General features: G+C 42.8%; 13 protein-coding genes. 11 read left to right on the top strand and 2 right to left on the bottom strand.

The window, feature by feature from the left end:
* The first annotated feature begins 35 nt into the window (after positions 1-35).
* The 11 genes from DQW11_RS02995 (at position 36) to ggt (ending at position 12,177) form a co-directional block, all read left to right on the top strand.
* Positions 36-554 carry a YybH family protein gene (locus DQW11_RS02995; RefSeq protein WP_113922512.1) on the top strand — a complete coding sequence of 173 codons (519 nt, stop codon included), beginning with the start codon at positions 36-38 and terminating at the stop codon, positions 552-554.
* A gap of 311 nt (positions 555-865) precedes the next feature.
* Positions 866-1,633, top strand: coding sequence for a hypothetical protein (locus DQW11_RS02990; protein ID WP_113922511.1), 768 nt, complete (start codon positions 866-868; stop codon positions 1,631-1,633).
* A gap of 234 nt (positions 1,634-1,867) precedes the next feature.
* A complete protein-coding gene (locus DQW11_RS02985) occupies positions 1,868-2,260 on the top strand; it encodes a RidA family protein (RefSeq protein ID WP_113922510.1) in 393 nt (130 codons plus the stop codon).
* A 53-nt stretch (positions 2,261-2,313) separates the two neighbouring features.
* Complete coding sequence (locus DQW11_RS02980; protein WP_113922509.1) at positions 2,314-2,712, top strand: nuclear transport factor 2 family protein; 399 nt, start codon at positions 2,314-2,316, stop codon at positions 2,710-2,712.
* Positions 2,713-2,870: 158 nt separating this feature from the next.
* Positions 2,871-3,503: a DUF2306 domain-containing protein gene (locus DQW11_RS02975; protein WP_113922508.1), complete on the top strand. Its 633-nt coding sequence runs from the start codon at positions 2,871-2,873 to the stop codon at positions 3,501-3,503.
* Positions 3,504-3,569: 66 nt separating this feature from the next.
* Positions 3,570-4,751 (top strand): DUF1624 domain-containing protein, encoded by a 1,182-nt coding sequence (locus tag DQW11_RS02970; protein ID WP_113922507.1) that lies wholly within the window; start codon positions 3,570-3,572, stop codon positions 4,749-4,751.
* A 185-nt stretch (positions 4,752-4,936) separates the two neighbouring features.
* Positions 4,937-8,092: a glycosyl hydrolase gene (locus DQW11_RS02965; protein ID WP_113923184.1), complete on the top strand. Its 3,156-nt coding sequence runs from the start codon at positions 4,937-4,939 to the stop codon at positions 8,090-8,092.
* A gap of 54 nt (positions 8,093-8,146) precedes the next feature.
* The gene (locus DQW11_RS02960) at positions 8,147-9,430 is read left to right on the top strand and encodes a M20 family metallo-hydrolase (protein WP_113923183.1); all 1,284 of its coding nucleotides are present in this window, start codon (positions 8,147-8,149) and stop codon (positions 9,428-9,430) included.
* 86 nt (positions 9,431-9,516) lie between these two features.
* Entirely contained in the window at positions 9,517-10,104 is a 588-nt protein-coding gene (locus DQW11_RS02955) for an XRE family transcriptional regulator (RefSeq protein WP_113922506.1), read from the top strand.
* Complete coding sequence (locus DQW11_RS02950) at positions 10,094-10,441, top strand: HepT-like ribonuclease domain-containing protein (RefSeq protein WP_113922505.1); 348 nt, start codon at positions 10,094-10,096, stop codon at positions 10,439-10,441. The genes DQW11_RS02955 and DQW11_RS02950 overlap by 11 nt, the downstream gene beginning before the upstream one ends.
* A 38-nt stretch (positions 10,442-10,479) precedes the next feature.
* Complete coding sequence (gene ggt / locus DQW11_RS02945; protein ID WP_113922504.1) at positions 10,480-12,177, top strand: gamma-glutamyltransferase; 1,698 nt, start codon at positions 10,480-10,482, stop codon at positions 12,175-12,177.
* Between the two features lie 1,342 nt (positions 12,178-13,519).
* Here the strand turns inward: ggt and DQW11_RS02940 are convergent.
* Together DQW11_RS02940 and DQW11_RS02935 are read right to left on the bottom strand one after the other, a co-directional pair.
* Positions 13,520-14,425, bottom strand: coding sequence for a class I SAM-dependent methyltransferase (locus tag DQW11_RS02940; RefSeq protein ID WP_113922503.1), 906 nt, complete (start codon positions 14,423-14,425; stop codon positions 13,520-13,522).
* 236 nt (positions 14,426-14,661) lie between these two features.
* Positions 14,662-15,090, bottom strand: coding sequence for a hypothetical protein (locus DQW11_RS02935; protein WP_113922502.1), 429 nt, complete (start codon positions 15,088-15,090; stop codon positions 14,662-14,664).

The raw sequence follows: 15,090 nt of genomic DNA, 5'->3' as shown, positions 1-15,090 counted from the left end.
ACCAAAGTAGGCACTAAACAACAACCAAAATAACCATGAAAAACTATTTTCGCACAGCAATAGCCTGTGTCGCCCTCGCTCTATTTAGTGTTGCCTGTAGCTCACCCGCTCCTGAAGAAGCGGCTGCTCCGGAAGAAATGGCACCGACAGTTGCCGCTGAGCCCGATATGGCTGCCATCAAAGCTGAAATCCAAGCATTGGAAACTGCTTGGGCTGCCGCTGATAATGCAGGTGATGTTTCTGCTTTGCTTGCTTTCTACAGTGACGATGCAGTAAGTATGGGAACTGGTAGCCCCGTAGCGGTAGGTAAAGCTGCCATTCAAAAAGAACTTGAGTCAGGCATGGCTAAAAGACCTGCAGGCCATACGGTTACTTACGAAGTCCTAGATGTTTTTGGGGATGAAAACACAATCACTGAAGTGGGCCAAACCACCCGTAAAGACGCTTCAGGTAAAGTTGTTTCCTCAGGTAACTATATGGCGATCTGGGAAAAGCGCGATGGAAAGTATATCTGCGTAAGGGATATCAGTAATAACGGTCCGGCACAAAATTAATTTCAGTCAGTAATTTCTCCATTAATTCTTAAAACTGAGCGGGTATGTTGCAATATCCGCTCAGTTTTTTTTTAACTCTTTCCCTTCATTTCTAAACCAAAGTGGCTCCAAAAAAACCAAAAGGCCAATATGGTATTCGAAGGAAAGTATTCAGGTTATTTTTTCATTGCGGGAAAATGAATCAATGTATTGGGACAATTTTGGGATATGTTCGTCCTAAACGCTTCTGAAAAGAGATAAAATTAATTGACATTGAATCATGATTTTTAATCAATTAAAAAATAGTTAAAACCACCTTAACCAAAATATCCATGAAAAAAAGAATGAATTATGTAATCATCCTGTCAATGGGAATAGTCCTTAACTGGGCATTCTTGTCTGCCTCAATCGCCCAAACCGAACCGCTCGGTCCCTTAATGAATGTAACTGAATTTACCATCAAGCCTGGGCATGAAATGCAGTTTAGGGAAGGCATCAAGGCATGGAAAGCCTGTTATTTGCAAAACAAAGGGGACTGGACTTGGAGGATGTGGCAAAGACAGCAGGGAGAAGGAAGTGTCTTTGTACTTGCTTCAGATATGGCCAACTGGGCTGAAATGGACAAAACCGATGAGTCAGGAAAAAGTTGCCAAGACCTTGCCCGGACGCTGATCAATCCCCATGTGGAGAAAGCAACTTCGCACGTGACCCGTTTCCAGCTCGGAATCAGCAGAGAAACCCCACTTACAGAAGATATGATCAGGGTGAGTTTCTATGACCTGGATCCCCAAAACGGACACAAGCTGATGGAAGTAGTAAAAGAAGTGGAAGCAATTCGTAAAAGTGCAGGACTAGCCACTCGCGGTTATTGGTATCAATGGCAGACTGGGGGACCAGAAAGTCCAAGTTTTCACCATGTGATGCCATATAAAGATTATGCTGCCATGGACATAATTCAGGAGGCAGTTTGGCAAACGGTTGAAAAAAGCGCAGGAAAGGCCAAAAGGGATGAACTTCAGGCAGCCTTTCGGTCCTCACTTCAAAATACCTGGAACTATATCTACACGCTTGATAAAGACATCAGTAGACCGAGTAAATAAAAAAAGTCAGAAAGTATTCCAAATTGGAAATTGGGAAACCATCTGAGTTATTCACAAAATAGTTGATAAAAATTGGGCAGAGGCATTGAGGGATTTCCTTTTTGCCGAAGCCCTTTTTTTTTATTGGGGAAATAAATCCATCGATTGGGACAGAATTAGTAATGCTTCGTCCTTGATGGTTTTTACATCCAAATATCAAAAGGTAGATTCTAAGCTAAAACCAAAACAATATCCATGTCATCAGAAAAGCCCGAGTATTTCTGCCTCCGACCTGAGGTAGAAAAAGCCTACGGATATTCCCATGCCGTAAAGATTGGAAACAGCATCAAAGTATCCGGCGCAGTCAGCATGGATGATGAAGGTGGGCCGACGGCAGTGGGTGATTTTCTCCAACAGATGAAAAATTGCTACTCCGATTTGGACAAAGTCCTGAAGCACTATGGATGTACATTCGAGGATGTGGTAGTTGAAAATGTTTTTACCACAGATATGCCGGCCTTCTTGGAGCATGCAGGTTACCGGAATTCAATCTATACTAAGCAGTTTCCGACAGGTTCTTGGCTAGAAATTAAAGGCTTGGCCTTATCCGAATTTTTGATTGAAATTGAATTGGAAGTGCATAAATGATGCAATTTATAAAACAAAAAACTCAATAGTTAACCCTTAAAAACAATATAAAAATGGCAAATACGAACATGTCTATCATAGATGGACTTTACAAAGCATTTGCTGTCGGTGATATCCCGACAGTTCTCGGTAGTATGGATTCCAAAATAGTTTGGAACGAAGCAGAAAGTAATTCCTACGCAGAGGGGAATCCTTACATAGGACCTGAGGCGGTCCTGAATGGCGTTTTTGGCCGGATAATGCAGGAGCATGAATATTTCAACTTGAAGGATATTGAACTTCACGGGATGCTCAATGACAAGGTATTGGCCACTTTACGCTATGATGCCAAAGGCAAGAATGGAAATTACTACAATGCCCAAGTGGCGCATTTCTGGACTTTGAAAGACGGGAAAGTGGTGGCTTTTCAACAGTATGTGGATACAAAAAAATTACATGATGCTTTAAAATAGAACCTTTCAGGTTTCTGACTTTACCCCGTTAATCAACCTAAGTGAACCCACGATTCCATTCCATCTTTTAAATCCAAAAACAATAAAATCAACAAGTAGGGAATTATATCCTAAACTGCCCAAGTCTTTTTGGGAGAATACCAAATCGCAAAAATCATATGGCCAAAACCCTCACCCTCGTCCCCAATAAACCTAAAGCCTGGCTGATGCTGTTGGCTTGGGGTTTTCTTATCATTTTCGCCGGAAAATTTGTTTTAAATGACGCCTTACCCTATTTCGGATTGGATGAGAAAGTCTATGGCAGATTTTGGGGAATGAAGTGGCCTTTGGTCGGACATATCACAGGCGGTTTGCTAGCTCTGGTATTGGGACCCTTTCAGTTCTGGGCAGGGTTTAGGAACAGGTACCTGAAGGTTCACAGATGGATGGGAAAGTTGTATTTGACAGCAATTCTGATCGGAACCATCAGTTCCACTTCTCTAGCCTGGACCACAGCCTTGGCTATTCACTGGACCTGGGCCTTTGCACTTCAAATGCTGGCTTTTGCATGGTTTTGTACCGCTGCAATGGCATTTATTTCCATCAAAAGAAAGAGAATCCAGCAGCATAAGGAATGGATGATCCGGAGCTATGTGGTGACTTTTGCTTTTGTGATATTCAGATGGCTGGCCGCCATGCCTTCTATTATCGAGTTGGGAACTTTCGTGGAAAGGGGTCCGACTTTGGGCTGGGTTTCTTGGGTCATTCCGCTATTGATTACAGAAGTCATTTTGCAGTGGAATAAGAAATAATCCGGCACCACTTTGTTGCCAAAAATCCAAAATTCACCTGTCTTTTGATGTCACTTACAATCCCCGATGACCACAATTTCCAACCCCAACCAAAGAATTTCCTCTATTGATCTTGTCAAAGGTTTGGCGATGCTCATCATGGCATTGGACCATGTGCGGGATTATGTCCATGCCTCCGCTTTCCTATTTGACCCGGCGGATCCTGAACAAACAACTTTGGCCATTTTCTTCACCAGATGGGTCACGCATTTCTGTGCGCCTGCTTTCAGTTTTCTCGCAGGACTTTCTGCATTTATGATCGGCAAGAGAAAACCAAAAAACGAATTGTCGGGATTTCTCCTCAAAAGGGGACTTTGGCTTGTATTTATTGAGCTTACCGTGATCAATTTTGGGTGGCTTTTTGATCTAAGTTTTGGAATCATTCTTTTACAGGTCATCTGGTCATTGGGAATCAGCATGATCGTCTTGGCGGGTTTGGTTTACTTACCCCGCAAAGTCATTTTGATTTTTAGCCTTATCCTCATTTTTGGACATAACCTTCTTGATCCTATCAGTTTGGACAACTCAATTGCTTGGGCATTATTTCACAAACTCAATATTTTCATGCTTTCAGAAAACCTAATGTTTGTGGTGGGATATCCGATCATACCTTGGATTGCAGTGATGTCGCTTGGGTTTTGCTTCGGTGACTTTTACGACAAGTCAGTGGACAGTTCAAAAAGGAGACAGACATTTAATTTGATCGGGATAAGTGCCATTATTCTTTTTGTAGTGCTGAGGTGGACCAATGTATATGGAGATCCTGTCCTGTTTCAGCAGTATGATAGACCCAGTCAGGATCTGGTTTCATTCCTGAATCCCACCAAATACCCTCCTTCACTATTGTTTCTCTTGATGACTTTGGGAGGGACACTACTCCTTTTGGCCAATTCGGAAAAGTGGAAAGGAAAGCTTGTGGATTTTATCTGCACCTTCGGTAGGGTTCCGTTTTTTTTCTATATCATCCACATTTATCTGATTCATCTGATTGCTATCGGATTGGCGATGCTTACGGGTTTTGAATGGGAGATCAACATGGTTTTGGCGGCATGGGGAGCAATCGAAAATCCGATTCCCGGCTACGGGTTTCCGCTTTGGGTAGTATATGTTGTCTGGATTTCAGTGATTCTGGTGTTATTTCCTCTTTGCAAAAAGTTTGACAGCTATAAGCAGAGCAATAAGGATAAATGGTGGTTGAGCTACTTTTGAGTTTGTCCTGTAGAAATTCTTACCATTTGAAGGATTAAAAATGATCTTCGGTTTAACCAAAGAATGATATCTAAATATAGGATACGGTTCTTACTTTTAATTCAAATTCAGGTATATTCAATCCTTTGACCCAGATCAAATTAAAATTCTCATGTGTTCGAATTTATAAAATGAAAGTATCAAAAATGAATAGTTTTAAACATTTTCTCATTTGTTTTCTCCTTTTACCTACTCTTGGTATTGCGCAGCAGACCAATCATGCCGAGTATTTAAATCAGCTTGATTTCAGATTTATAGGACCTGATGGTAACCGTACCATTGCTGCTGTCGGCGAACCAAACAACCTCATGGTCATGTATGTCGGTATGGCTTCAGGGGGTCTTTTCAAAACAGAAGATGGGGGGACAACATGGCGGTCTATTTTTGATGACCAGGATATATCTTCTGTTTCAGCATTGGCATTGGCACCTTCGGATCCCAATCAGGTATGGGCAGGAACAGGGGAAACTTTCCTCATCCGTCCGGCCCATGCGATGGGAAATGGGATCTATAAATCCACTGATGCCGGCAAAAGTTTCCAACACATGGGTCTGAAAGAAACATCACGTATCGGACAGATTGTGGTACATCCCAGAAATCCGGATATCGTCTATGTAGCAGCTTTGGGCCATACCTATGGTCCACAAAAGGACAGGGGAGTTTATAAAACCACAGATGGTGGAAAGACTTGGGAAAATGTACTTTTTGTCGATGAGCATACCGGTGCTGTAGATTTGGCATTAAACCCACAGAATCCTGAGATTATATTTGCGGCTTTTTGGTCAATAGATATCAAAACATGGGGGTTAAACAGCGGAGGTACAGGAGGCGGAATCTACAGGAGTAAAGATGGAGGAGCTACCTGGGAGGCCTTGAAAGAAAAGGGATTGCCCGGTGGAAAAGACAATCCTGTCGGCAAAACCTCAGTCGCCTTAGCATACAGCAATCCTAATGTGGTCTATGCCTTATTTGAAATGGACAGTCCCCAACTTTGGAAATCGATTGATGGCGGAGATACTTGGGAACTGACCATGATCAATCATGACATCAATGAGCGTGCCCCTTACTACACAAAATTGAGGGTTTCCACAGATGATCCTGATGAAATTTACTTTGCTTCTGTAAAATTCAGTACCTCTAAGGACGGAGGCAAAAGTCTCGCTGTCGCAGGCTATAGGGCAGGAGGGGACAACCATGATATCTGGGTTGATCCTTTAAATCCTGACCGAATCCTGGTCGCACATGACGGAGGACTTGGAGTGACATGGAACAAACAGAAAACTTACAAACAGCATGTTTTTCCCAATGCCCAAATGTACCATGTATGGACTGATAATCAGATTCCTTACAATGTCTATGGAAACCGGCAGGATGGCTATTCTTACCGTGGCCCAAGCAATAGCCGTCAAGGAAGTATTCCGCTTGGACTCTGGCAGGCTGTCGGAGGTTGTGAGAGTGGGTGGGCCATCCCTGACCCTGTAGACAACCATATAGTTTGGTCGGGATGCTATGATGGTGGACTGCAGGTATACGACATGCGTACAGGACATGCCCGGGACGTTCGCGTTTGGCCGGAAGCAGGATATGGTTGGGCTCCAAAGGACATGCGCTACAGATGGCATTGGTCCTTTCCGATTTTTATCAGTCCTCATAACCACAAACGTGTCTATGTTGGAAGTCAGTTTGTACATATGACAGAAGATTATGGGCAAAGCTGGAAAATCATCAGCCCGGACCTCACCCGAAACGACAAATCCCATCAGCAGTCTTCAGGAGGAATTGCGACAGATAACCTCATGACTTTTGATGCCTCGGTTCTTTTTGCCATTGCCGAATCAAAAATTGAAGACGGACTCATTTGGACCGGAAGCAATGATGGTTTGGTTCAGTTGACCAGAGACGGCGGCAAAACCTGGACAGATGTCACAGAAAACATAATAGGAAAACCTGAGCTTGGGACAATTTCCAGCATTGAGCCATCCCGGCATGAGACCGGTACGGCCTATGTAACAGTCGATGCACATCAGTTGGGAGACTTTGATCCCTATATTTTTAAAACATCTGATTACGGAAAGACTTGGGAAAAAATCAGTGGGGGAATAGAACGCTCAGAATCAAGTTTTGTACATGTCACCCGAGAAGACCCAAAAGTCAAAGGTCTGTTATATGCAGGTACAGACAAAGGTCTCTACATTTCAAAGGACGATGGCAAATCCTGGTTCAGACTTAGGAATAACCTACCACCGGTACCGATTTATTGGTTGACAATCCAAGAGGAATTCAATGACATGGTCATTGGTACCTATGGAAGAGGATTCTATATTTTGGATAACATTGGGTCAATCCAAGAATTGAATCAGGAGGTTTTGGCAAAGGAGGTACATCTCTTCGATCAGCGGCCTGCTTACAGGTTTCAGGAAGTTCAAGGTATCAAAACGGAAGGCCGAACCATGACCACGGGATCAAATCCCCCATATGGCATGGATATCAATTATTATTTGAAAAATCCGGCAAAAGACGTCAAAGTGGAAATTTTTGATAAAGACGGAAATCAAGTCAGAACCATCAATGGTAGAAAAGATTCAGGCGTAAACAGGGTTTGGTGGGATTTGCGTCATGAACCTACGCTCCAACCAAAATTATTGGTTGCGCCACAGGATAAACCTTGGGTAAAATTGGAAGGCAGGGAATTCAGGCCACTTGTTACTTGGGATTTGGATCTTTATCGCGGACAGTTTGGGCCACGGGTTATTCCCGGAGAATATGAAATCAGGATAACTGTTGACGGACAAACTTTCAGTCAGATGGGAAAGGTCATCAAGGACCCAAATACTGCAGGAACAATGGAAGACATTCAAAAACAAGTTGAATTCTCTTTGAAACTGAATGCGGCAATGAATGAAGTGGTAACAGCAATCAATGAGATTGAAATCATCCGCAATGAGCTTGCCCAATTGACATTGATGAATGACGATAAACAAATAGCTTCTAAGGCAAAAGAACTTGAAGATAAAATCCTGGAAGTGGAAGGAATGTTGTTTGATGTAAACTTGACCGGTGCAAGAGAAGATGCCTTCCGTAATCCGATGAAACTTTATGGAAGGATAAGCGCATTGGCAAGTGATGTTGGAGGTTTTGGGGCAGATTTTAGGCCGACTAATCAACAGATGGAAGTCTATGGCCAATTCAGGAAACAGCTTGATGATATTCAGGTACAATATAAAAGATTGATGGACCAAGAGATCCCGAAGTTCAATCAATACCTATTGTCAAGAGATATCCAAACGATTCTGAAAAGGTGATTTTCAATTGAAACTACAAAAAAGCAAAAGGGGAAAATGAAAAATTCTTTATGTATGAAATCAATATTACTGACAATCATTTTGGTCTTGTTTGCTTTTTCAATATTTGCTCAAGTCAAGGTCAATGAGAAACGTATTGAACAAAGAATTTTTGAATTGGCCAAGTTTGGGAAAAATGAAAAAGGTGAAAACTATCGTGTAGCCTACAGCCAAGGGGATATTGAAGGAAGGGCCTATTTTATGGACCTGATGCGAAAAGCGGGGTTAGAAGTGCGCATTGATTTTGCAGGCAATATCATTGGCAAAAGAGCCGGGAAAGATCCTTCCAAAAAACCCATTGCCTTTGGTTCCCATATCGACATGGTGCCCAATGGGGGAAACTATGACGGCGCGTACGGTTCAATTACAGCGCTGGAAATCATCGAAGTTCTCAATGAAAATAAGATTATTACTGACCATCCTTTGGAAGTGATTATTTTCCAAAATGAAGAAGGCGGATTGGTTGGCAGCAGGGCATTGACCGGTAATTTGAAAAAGGAATCTTTGTCCCAAAAGTCTTCCAGTGGATTGACACTGGAGGAAGGAATCAGGGCCATCGGAGGCAATCCGGATAGGTTGGGGGAGGTAGTCCGGAAGCCTGGCGATTTGGCAGCGTTTATTGAAATCCATATCGAGCAGAGCAAAGTATTGGAAAGCCGCGGGGTCGAAGTGGCCATTGTCGAAGGCATTGTTGGTATCGAAGAATGGGACATCACTGTCACCGGGATGGCCAACCATGCAGGAAGTACGCCCATGAATGACCGCCAGGATGCACTGATAGCGGCCTCCAAACTTGTGCTTGCTGTCAATGAAGTGGTCAATAGCTATGAAGGATCCCAAGTAGGTAGTGTGGGCAAAATCTCCGTGCCTTCAGGCGCACCCAATATCATTCCGGGAAAGGTCGAAATGAGCCTGCAGATGCGGGACCTTTCTTCAGAAAAGATCATGAAAATGTTTGCGGATATTGAAAAAAGAGCGGCACAGATCGCCAAAGAAACCAAAACCGAAATCAAATTTGAATACCTTAGTCCAGGTGCAACACCCACTATCGCCAGCAAGGAAATCCAGGATAAAATGCTGCAGGCAGCACAATCTCTAGGCATATCCTATATCAAAATGCAAAGCGGTGCCGGTCATGACGTGCAGGAAATGGGTAAATTGGGGCCGATCGGCCTTGTCTTTATCCCAAGCAAAGACGGCATCAGCCACAATCCCAAAGAATATTCCTCACCTGAAGAAATGGCATACGGAGCCAATGTAATGTTGCAAACGGTACTGTTGTTGGACAAAGTACAATAGGTTAATAACTGTGAGGAATTTTTAAATTTTTTATATATTTTTGACAAAATTAGTCAAAATAATTTTTGTCAAATATTAAGGAAAAAATGCTAAGCCTCGGAGAAACCATCAGAAAATTGAGAGAGGAAAAGGAATTACCTCTTCGCACTGTGGCGGCTTATCTCGATATTGATCAGGCCATTGTGAGTAAAATCGAGCGCGGATTAAGGAAGCCAAGCAGGGATTTAGTGATCAAACTTGCTGCCTATTTCAATGTTCCTGAAAAGGATTTGATGTTGGCATGGTTGGCTGACAAGGTATTGTATGAGGTGGCAGATGAGGAGATAGGTTTGGAAGCTTTGAAGGTGGCGGAGGAGCGGGCTGCATATTCGGCATTTCAAAAAATCGACCGCAATGAAATATTGAAGAAGATCCAAGATGGTATCAGCAAATTTCAAAAAATAGAAAAGGCATGGATTTATGGATCCTTTGCCCGGAAAGACGATGGACCCAAAAGCGATGTGGACATTGCTGTACAGGCAGATCAGTCTTTTTCCTATTTTGATTTAGTGGAAATACAACATGAATTAGAAAAAATCATCAACCGAAAAGTTGACGTCGGATTTATCGATTCTTTCAAGCCTTATATTTTCGAACATGTAAAAGAGGATCTAAAGCTGATATATGAAAGATAGGCATTTGGATAGTCAAAAGAGGTTGGAACAAATCCTTAAAGCCATTTTAGAAATTGAGAAATATGTTGAAGGGGAGAACCTGACAACTTTTTGCGATAACGGACTGGTGCAAGACGCGGTATTGATGCAATTTATTGTAATCGGAGAGTCAATCGATTATGTTGAATCCAAAAAACTGGAAAAGTATGACTATCCATGGTATAAGGTCAAATCTTTCAGAAATATGATTGCTCATGAATATTTTAATATCAAAATGACTGCTGTTTGGGAAATCATCCAAAGTGACTTACCCAAATTGAAATCAATGGTTACAATTATCCTTGAAACTGAGTTTTAACTGTAGCGCAAGAAAATTCTAAATAGCCTTTCCCAAATATGAAAAACTTCAAATCCATTATACTCCCAATCCTCTGTTTAGCCTCCCTCTTTTTTACTCCATTCTACCTCCATGCCCAGACCTATGGCAAAAACGGCATGGTCGTTTCAGACAATGTCCTTGCTTCGGAAGTGGGAATCGACATTTTGAAAAAGGGGGGGAATGCCATCGATGCGAGTATTGCGACAGCTTTTGCTTTGGCGGTGACCCATCCTGAGGCTGGCAACATCGGTGGGGGAGGTTTTATTGTTTTTATGAGGTCAGACGGCGATGTCACCACATTTGACTTTAGGGAAAAAGCGCCCCTCAAAGCCACTCCTGACATGTTTCAGGATGCCGCAGGTAACCTTATCGAAAATGCAAACCACAATGGCTTAAAAGCAGCAGGCGTGCCGGGCACTGTCGCAGGACTTTACCTTGCCCACCAAAAATACGGAAAATTGCCTTGGGCAGAATTGGTGCAGCCTGCTGTCGACCTTGCCAAAAATGGTTTCCCCATGACTTGGGGATTGTACAAAGTGGCTTTGGATATGGAAGATTGGGATGATTCCTATGATATCATGACCAATTATTTCCGCAATGGGGCAGGGGAGATCATCCAACCGGGGGAAATATGGACGCAACCTGCTTTGGCCAATACCCTAGCTTTGATCCGGGACAAAGGTCAGGATGGATTCTATAAGGGTGAAGTTGCCGAAGAAATAGAAGCCTACATGAAAGCAAAAGGAGGGATCATCACCAAGGAAGATTTGGCAAGATATACCGCCATTGAGCGCAAACCTGTCAAAGGAACCTACAAAAGCTACGAGATTTATTCCATGCCACCTCCAAGTTCGGGTGGAGTTGCCCTGATCGAGATGATGAACCTGATGGAACAGGCAGACCTCCAAAAAATAGAATTCAATTCAACGGCTTATGTGCATTTGGTAGCTGAAGCGATGCGAAGGGCTTTTGCCGATCGGGCAGAGCATCTTGGTGATCCTGATTTCAATCCTGAGATCCCTTTGGATCGGTTGATGTCCAAGGAATTTGCCAAAAAACGGTTTGAGAATATTGACATGAATAAGGCTTCATTGAGCGATTCATCCAAGTTTGGGCAACTCTATGACGGCAGCAGTACAACTCACTTTTCGGTGGTGGACAAAGAGGGCAATGCCGTTTCCCTGACCTATACCCTCGAAAATTCCTATGGGGTAGGGATGGGTTCCTCCAAACTCGGTTTCATCTTCAACAATGAAATGGGGGATTTCAACCCCGTAGCCGGAGTGACCAACAGCCGTGGACAGATCGGATCCAATCCCAATCTTATCGCCCCGGAAAAACGGATGTTGTCAAGCATGACGCCAACCATCGTTTCCAAAGACGGCAAACCCTACCTGATCATCGGAAGTCCGGGAGGAAGGACGATCATCAATACGGTTTTTCAAACAGTGCTCAATGTCTTGGAATACAACATGCGGATCGACAAAGCCATCGAAGCCATGAAAATCAACCACCAATGGCTTCCCGATATGTTGGTCTATGAAAGACACCTTCTTTCCCCCGATACCCGGAATGCTTTGGAGCAGATGGGACACAAACTCCGTGGCGTCAATAACCTAGGTGTATTGATGGGAATCACTTACGATCCCAAGCTAAAAGTATATATCGGTGCCGCCGATTCGTCGAGTGAGGATGGGTCAGCGGTGGGGTATTGAGACGGGTATTTGGGCAAATCATTCCAATTCATACCATGGGCTGCGGTGCAAATAGATTTTCCAAAGTACAGGATTCAGTGAAGCACCTTGCCTATAGCTATTGTTATTGCGCCCGCTTCGGGGCTGTAATCCAAAAGTCCTTGTTTTGTAAATTAATCCTAACCATTTCGGTAATGAAATTACCCTACTTAGAAGATTCGTGACCGAAATACCAATCGCCCTTAAAACTTACCATGGGCTACGGTGCATTTAGACATTCCAAAGTAAAAAATTCAGTAAAGCACCTTGCCCATGGCTATTGTTATTGCGCCCGCTTCGGGGCTGTAACTATCTTTAGAAATAGTTTCCAGAAACCTACACTTTGGAAAAAATCCCATAATGAAACACTAGCGGGGAGGAAGCGCAATTCCGGGCCGGCGGGGGTTTGTGTAGGGGGAGGATTATTGCGCTAGATTTTTTTGGTTACTTTTTGTATCATGACAAAAAGTGACACAAGAAATAGACATGTATCATTTATTCATATTGATTGAGGAAATAGAACGATAAGATTTTTCTACCATTTCGGTATTGTAAATTACCCTAATTAGAAGATTCGTGACCGAAATTCCTTAATCGTTCCCATTCTTTACCATGGGCCGCGGTGCATGAAAATTTGAGTAAGTATGAAGTTCAGAGAAGCACCTTGCCCATGGCTACCGTTATTGCGCCCGCTTCGGGGCTCTAATCCAAAAGTCCTTGCTTTGTAAATTAATCCCAGTCATTTCGGTATTGGAGATTCTCCTTTTTAGAAGATTCGTGACCGAAATTCCTTAATAGTTCCCATTCTTAACCATGGGCTGCGGTGCATGAAAATTTGAGTGAGTATGAAGTTCAGAGAAGCACCTTGCCCATGGCTATTGTTATTTCGCCCGCTTCGGGGTTGTAATCCAATTGGCCTTACTTGGTAAATTAATCCCAGCCATTTCGGTATTGAGAATTCTCCTTTTTAGAAGATTCTTGACCGAAATACCAATCGCCCTTAAAATTTACCATGGGCTGCGGTGCAAATAGACTTTCCAAAGTAAAGGATTCAATGAAGCACCTTGCCCATGGCTATTGTTATTGCGCCCGCTTCGGGGCTGTAATCCAAAAGTCCTTACTTTGTAAATTAATCCCAGCCATTTCGGTATTGAGAGTTCTCCTTTTTAGAAGATTCGTGACCGAAATCCCTTAATCGTTCCCATTCTTTACCATGGGCCACAGTGCATGAAAATTTGGGTATGTATGAAGTTCAGAGAAGCACCTTGCCCATGGCTATTGTTATTTCGCCCACTTCGGGGCTTAAATAGATTCAAAAAAAAACCTACACTTTTTCAAATACCAACCGGTAATGATCCATGACCTCCTTTTCAAAACAAACCTTATTTGGACTTATTTTGAAAACTTCAACCAAGTGCCTGAATTCTTTATCCGTAAAATACCTCGGGAGTAGCGAGAGATAGAGCCAATATTTTTTGGGATGAAACTTTCTGAATTTTTTGCGCCATTGGGTAATGGTTTCAATATAATCCAGTCTTCCGCTGCTTTTGGAAATCAATTTAAATCCAGGCAGGGCACAATTGATCACCATTTCGGGACCGTAGGGAAGCCATGAACCGGGAAATTGTTTTACCATCAAGGCCATAACATGGGCCGGAGAACCTTTTTCTGCATTCACATCCATTTCTTCAAAATCGACCATATTCTTGCTGAATACCATTGTCTGCATGTAATACCTTCCCCCAACAGGCAGCAAATCATACACCGTTTTGAAAAAGTCACGATATACCTGTTCCTGCTTGCCCGCTTTCCAATCTTCCACCGAACAGAAATGTTCCAGTCCACCGATACAGGTGATGGCGTCAAAAACCCCAAAGTCCTCCGGCTTCACATAACGGCAATCTTTCACCAAAACATTATATCCATTCTTTTGACATGCATTTGCCTGACCCTGTGAGAGCGTCAAACCGATGCTTACCGCACCTATTTCATCTGTGATATACCTAGTAAAAGGCGCCCAACCACAGGCCATGTCGAGGACTTTGCTGCCCTTTTTGATATGCAGACTGTCGGCGATAAATTTGTGCTTTGCTTTTTGGGCCTCTTCCAAGGTCATCGAAAAATCACCATCGTATTTGGCGCCACTGTAATCTCCTGTTTCTCCCATGCTGAGGCGGAAGATTTCATCGATAGTGGTATAGGTATAATCTAAATCTTTTTGGTCAGCCATGATATCTTTTTAAAATCGTGAGGAAACAATGTGTGAAACAAAAAAATATCGATATCCACTCAAAATGAATCGATATCAATAAGAATGCTGATGTTTTTCTTTATTTAAAGATAAATTTTTTGGCGGTATTTCCAATTCTATCCCTGCACTATTTATCAAGCCGAAGCTGAAAACTTTTGCAATTGGATAGCTTTAAAAAAATCTGAAATGAATAAGTGGAATTGACAGTCTAGCTGTTAGAGACTTCCACTTTTTCTCTTAATTGCCGTCGCAACATGGAGTTCGATATACACAAGAACACCCACTATCATTATTTCCCCCAAAAAGTACACAATCCCAAACGGTGTAAGCTGCGGAAAATAAACTAGGACAAGCCCCAAAGTCAAGACACAATAGAGCAAATTGGCAATCCCAATTATCCGGATAAACGGCACCCAATTCTGTTTTAAGAAGAGAAAGCAGGAAGCCGAATAAATACAAAAACAGGCAGATAGGATCGAAAGATAAGGCAACACCGACAGGGGCATTCCGATCAATTCATGGAAAGTTCTTAAGACCACAATCAAGGAAAGCGTGGTGAGCAATGCCCCCACGCTATCCACCAAAAACAAAATCCTTGGCTTGCTTGCCAGTTGAATGATGATATTTTTAATGATTCTTTTCAT

The sequence above is a fragment of the Cognataquiflexum aquatile genome (assembly GCF_003316845.1).
Taxonomy (GTDB): domain Bacteria; phylum Bacteroidota; class Bacteroidia; order Cytophagales; family Cyclobacteriaceae; genus Cognataquiflexum; species Cognataquiflexum aquatile.
This window is presented reverse-complemented; position numbering and strand designations above follow the sequence as displayed.